Below are 4,475 nucleotides of genomic sequence, written 5' to 3'. Positions count from 1 at the left end.
GGGCACGGGCGCGAACACGATCTGGAAGTCGGCGAACAACACCCGGGTGCAAGCGGTCGTCGGCGTGACCAACCCCAACTGGAAGGTCGTCGCCGCCGGCGATTACGACAACGACGGCATCGCCGACCTGGTCTGGCGCGAAAGCAACACCGGTGCGAATACGTTGTGGCGCAACGCCAACAACGCCACGCAGCGGACGATGCCGGCGGTCGGTATCGACTGGAGCGTGCAGCCGTACGAAGCGCAGCCTTGATGCGATAAGCTCGGGGGGCCATGGCCTCCCGAGCGTTCGATCACGCGGGCCTTCGCGCCTCGGTCTTCGTCGGCGTCAGCGTCGACGGATTCATGGCGCGCCCCGATGGCGCGCTCGACTTCCTGCCGCCCGGTGGCGGCGAGCCGCACGGCTACGCCGAATTCATCGCGACGGTGGATGCGCTGGTCATCGGCCGCAAGACCTACGACACCGTGCTGGCGTTCGACGCATGGCCGTACGCAGACAAGCCGGTGTTCGTTCTCAGCAGCAAGCCGTTGCGCGACGCACCGGCCGGCGCGGTGGTCGAACGCATGTCGGGTGAGGCGAGCGAGATCGCATCGCAGCTTGTGGACCGTGGATTCCGGCACGTGTATGTCGATGGCGGAATCACCATCCAGCAATTCCTGCGCGCCGGGTTGATCCAACGCCTGGTCGTGACACGCGTGCCCGTCCTCATCGGCGCGGGCATCCCGTTGTTCGGCGCCCTGGATCGCGACATCCAACTCACGCACGTCGCGACCCGGCAGTACGCGAGCGGGCTGGTGCAAAGCGAGTACCGCGTGGGTTGAACCTTTCATCGCTGCGACGGCATGCACGCAGGCGACTTTCGCTGGTGTGCGCCGCGCCTGTCGCTGGTCGCCTTCGTCATCCGCAGGAGACCACACCATGCATGCGTTCTCGTTCCGTTTCCCTGTCCCCGCCGCGCTGGCGGTCGCATTCTCCCTAGCGTTCGCGGCGCCGGCCGCCTGGGCGGATGGTTTCTACAAGCAGCGCAATCTCGTTTCCGATGGCTTCGTGCCCGCGGCGCATACCGATCCCAACCTGGTGAATGGCTGGGGCGTTGCGTTCAATCCCTTCGGCTTCGTGTGGGTGTCGTCGGCCGACGGCACGGTTTCGACGCTCTACGACGGCAACGGCGTCGTGCAATCGCTCATCGTCCAGATCCCTTCGCCGACGATGGCCACCGGCGGCAACCCCACCGGCATCGTGTTCAATGGATCGGATGCCTTCGTCGTCACCCGCGGCGCGGCCTCGGGGCCGGCGCGGTTCCTGTTCGCCACCGAGCAGGGCGTCATCGCCGCCTGGGCGCCGTCCGTCGATTTCACGCACGCCATCCGCAAGATCAATCGCTCGTCCACCGGCGCGAACTACAAGGGCCTCGCGCTCAGCGGCGATGGTTTGACGCAGTTGTTGTACGCGACCGATTTCTTCCACGCGCGCGTCGACGTCTTCGACAGCAACTTCATGCCGGTAATGCTCGCACCGGGCGCATTCAAGGATCCGGGCATTCCCAAGGGCTATGCGCCGTTCGGCATCCAGGCCATCAACGGCGACATCTACGTCACCTACGCCAGGCAGGATGCGAGCATGTCCGACGAAGTCCGCTGCGCCGGTTGCGGCTTCGTGAGCGTGTTCAAACCCAACGGCAAGTTCGCGCGGAGGATCGCGACGCGTGGCGTGCTCAATGCGCCATGGGGTCTCGCACTCGCACCCAGTGCATTCGGCACGTTCCACAACGCTTTGCTCGTGGGCAATTTCGGCGATGGAAGGATCAATGCGTTCGGTGCGTCGTCGGGCACGTTGCTCGGACACTTGCGGCGATATGACGGCTCGGCCGTCCACATCGACGGCCTGTGGGGCATGCAATTCGGCAACGGCCTCCAGAACCAGCCGGTCGACACGCTGTTCTTCGCGGCGGGCCCCGACGACGAGGCGCACGGGCTGTACGGGCGCCTGGATTTCGTGTTCACGCCGTAAAGCGATGCATGCGGAAAGGCCCGCAATCGCGGGCCTTTCCTGCAAGGCAGATGCGGCTCACTGGATCCGCAGCGGAATCCAGCCGGCCACCATGACGAGCAGCAGGAGCAGCACGAACACCGCGTGCAGCGCCTTCGCGCGCACGAACACCAGGCACAGCATGACCGCGACGTACAGCAGGTTCGGGACGGCTTTCGGCAGCCACGTCGAAGGCGGATCGCGGCCGACGGCGACGACCAGGTTGGTCACCGTCGCCATCAACGCGACGAGCGAAAACAAGGTCCAGAAATAGCGCCGGTTGTGTTCGTAATACTGCGCGAGGTCCAGGCGGTCCCGTTCGTCGTCGGGCAAGGCCGCGCACGCGAGCAGGAACATCAGGATCAACTGCAGGAGCAGCAGCAGGAACGCCCCGTACTGGTTCCAGACCTCGACGCGCCCCAGGCGATAGAAGCCCCACCAGAACTGCAGGAGCGTGAGTAGCACCAACAGCGCGGCGACGAGCGGCAGCCAATGCCAACGGACCTGCGTGCGCGACCTGAGCAGGCGATGCAGCGAAACGAGCATGTCGGTGATCGCCAGGCCGACGATGATCGTCACGAGGATCAGCGAGTACTCGAAAGGCGACACGGCGCCTCCATTCAGTTCGCTTGAGTTTCCGTTCGCCCGTGGCCAGAGTCAAACGACTGAACGGCCGTAACTTTCAGCAAAGAACGTCACGACCTATAGGAAGGAACCCATCCGTGATTAGCGGCGCCACTTGGCGGCTAAGGCTTAAGTCAGGGAGATCAACCAATGCCCCCACAGAACGAACGCAGCCTTGAGATCGCCAAAATCACGTCGAGACAAGCCGTTCTCGTCGCGATCATCTCCGCCGCGGCGGGAATTGTTACTACCTTAGTCGGTACGTACTTATCGCATCCACGCAGTGAAAATGAACCAACTCCTCTAGTCGGCTCAGAAGAAGCAGCGATCGCCACGCGGCAGCCCGGAATTTATATGGCGTCTTTCATTACAAAGGCTGACGCAAATGGTCGATCGACATGCATATCAGAATCGATCAAAGCGCTTAATACCGTGGGATTCTCGGTAGAGGCTACAAATGAAGTGCAGGTTGTTGGCGGTAAGAGGGATTACTGCCGCGTGGGTATTAGCTGCACGGATTTGTTTAAGCCAGGCGAAATAGAAGGGGGGCTTGATACCATGCTTATCGCATGCGATAGCGACGCCGATGGCGCGAAGAAAGAAGGGCGAGAAATCCTAGATAAATTGGTAGTTGGAGGCGCAACATTGGAGCAATGGTGAAATACTTGGTGAAGCGTCGAAGGCGGTTGCGGCTGAGGTGTACTGATACGCGTACGTATCAATCTTTGTCGGGGATTGCTGAGTACGATCAAGGCGAATGGGGGGCGCCAGCGCGAGGGATCGGCGTGGCCATCTCTAGGTAGCGGCAGAAGGCATTAGCCAGCTGCATCTGACGAGGCGTACGGCAACTGACTTCGAATACGGATGGCGAGCCTACGAGCACGCATACGCACTTGGCACGCGAGGTCGCGACATTGAGGCGATTCAGGCTATACAGGAATTCCATGCCGCGAGGGGCGTCAGCGTGGCTGGAGGTCGTCATTGAATAGATGACGATCGGCGCTTCCTGTCCCTGAAACTTGTCGACCGTGCCGACTCGTGCACCTGGCAGGCGCGCCCCCAACTCCGCGACCTGCGCGTTATAAGGCGCGATGATGAGGATGTCCGACAGAGACACCGGCCGCACGATGCCGTCCCTGTCAGTCCAAGTCGTGCAGCTACCAAGGATTTCCTGTACCAAGTCCTTCACAGCGGTGGCTTCCTCGGGCGAGGAGCTCTGATTGCCGTGTGTAGGCACGGCGAGAAAGCGAAGGCCTGCGCCGTTGACGCGACCCGGCGAGGTCACGTTTTGCCGCTCCAAGCCAGGCCGAGGGTGCAAGCGGCTGGCGTAAAACATTTCTGAAGTGAAGTCGCAGATCGCCGGGTGCAGCCGCCACGTCTCTTCCAAGAACAGCCCGCGATCGGGCGCGATCGTAGGCTCCGATCCGAGGACATGGTGCAATGCCGACACCTCGGTCCCGTCTGGGTGACTACCTTGAATGGGCTGGTCCAACTGCTGGGGGTCCCCGAGCAATACCATCCTCGGCGCCGCATGACTTACAGCGAGCACGTTTGCCAGGGCCATCTGTGCCGCCTCGTCAACGAATAGCACGTCAACCGCGCCTACTGCTCCCTCACTTGCCCATAGCCAGGCAGTGCCGCCAGCCACCTGCGCACCCGCCGCAAGCGCACCAAAGAGCGCCTCGGCGGTGTTGGCGAAGCGCAGGTGCGGCAAGTCGTCTTCCATTTCGCTCGGCTTTTGCACGCACTGCACGTCAAGTCCTGCCGCGGTTGTCGCCTTGATCACCTCGTCGAGCAAGTGGCGGATCACCTTGTGACTGTT

6 protein-coding genes are annotated in these 4,475 nt (G+C 62.4%); 4 read left to right on the top strand and 2 right to left on the bottom strand.

Features of this window, described 5'->3' with window-relative positions; translation table 11 throughout:
• The 3 genes from AC1DOM_RS16770 to AC1DOM_RS16760 all read left to right on the top strand — a co-directional run.
• On the top strand, positions 1–253 hold a 253-nt coding region (locus AC1DOM_RS16770; RefSeq protein ID WP_498965357.1), incomplete at its 5' end, for an FG-GAP repeat domain-containing protein.
• 20 nt (positions 254–273) lie between these two features.
• The gene (locus tag AC1DOM_RS16765; protein WP_498965355.1) at positions 274–822 is read left to right on the top strand and encodes a dihydrofolate reductase family protein; all 549 of its coding nucleotides are present in this window, start codon (positions 274–276) and stop codon (positions 820–822) included.
• 97 nt (positions 823–919) lie between these two features.
• Positions 920–2,011, top strand: coding sequence for a TIGR03118 family protein (locus AC1DOM_RS16760; RefSeq protein ID WP_498965353.1), 1,092 nt, complete (start codon positions 920–922; stop codon positions 2,009–2,011).
• 57 nt (positions 2,012–2,068) lie between these two features.
• Here the strand turns inward: AC1DOM_RS16760 and AC1DOM_RS16755 are convergent, their stop codons facing one another.
• Complete coding sequence (locus tag AC1DOM_RS16755) at positions 2,069–2,638, bottom strand: hypothetical protein (RefSeq protein WP_498965351.1); 570 nt, start codon at positions 2,636–2,638, stop codon at positions 2,069–2,071.
• A gap of 165 nt (positions 2,639–2,803) precedes the next feature.
• Here AC1DOM_RS16755 and AC1DOM_RS16750 point away from each other — a divergent pair, with 165 nt between their 5' ends.
• Complete coding sequence (locus AC1DOM_RS16750) at positions 2,804–3,313, top strand: hypothetical protein (protein ID WP_498965349.1); 510 nt, start codon at positions 2,804–2,806, stop codon at positions 3,311–3,313.
• 88 nt (positions 3,314–3,401) lie between these two features.
• Here the strand turns inward: AC1DOM_RS16750 and AC1DOM_RS16745 are convergent.
• A partial coding sequence (locus AC1DOM_RS16745; RefSeq protein ID WP_498965347.1) for a DEAD/DEAH box helicase occupies positions 3,402–4,475 on the bottom strand: 1,074 nt, incomplete at its 5' end.

The sequence above is a fragment of the Lysobacter sp. P5_B12 genome (assembly GCF_056400425.1).
The sequence above is the reverse complement of the archived record's forward strand: the minus strand, read 5'-3'. Positions and strand labels throughout refer to the sequence as shown.

What these genes read in the sequence shown, in the direction of transcription:
- AC1DOM_RS16765 (WP_498965355.1), top strand. Translation starts at nt 274, where the DNA reads ATGGCCTCCCGAGCGTTCGATCACGCGGGCCTTCGCGCCTCGGTCTTC.
- AC1DOM_RS16760 (WP_498965353.1), top strand. Translation starts at nt 920, where the DNA reads ATGCATGCGTTCTCGTTCCGTTTCCCTGTCCCCGCCGCGCTGGCGGTC.
- AC1DOM_RS16750 (WP_498965349.1), top strand. Translation starts at nt 2,804, where the DNA reads ATGCCCCCACAGAACGAACGCAGCCTTGAGATCGCCAAAATCACGTCG.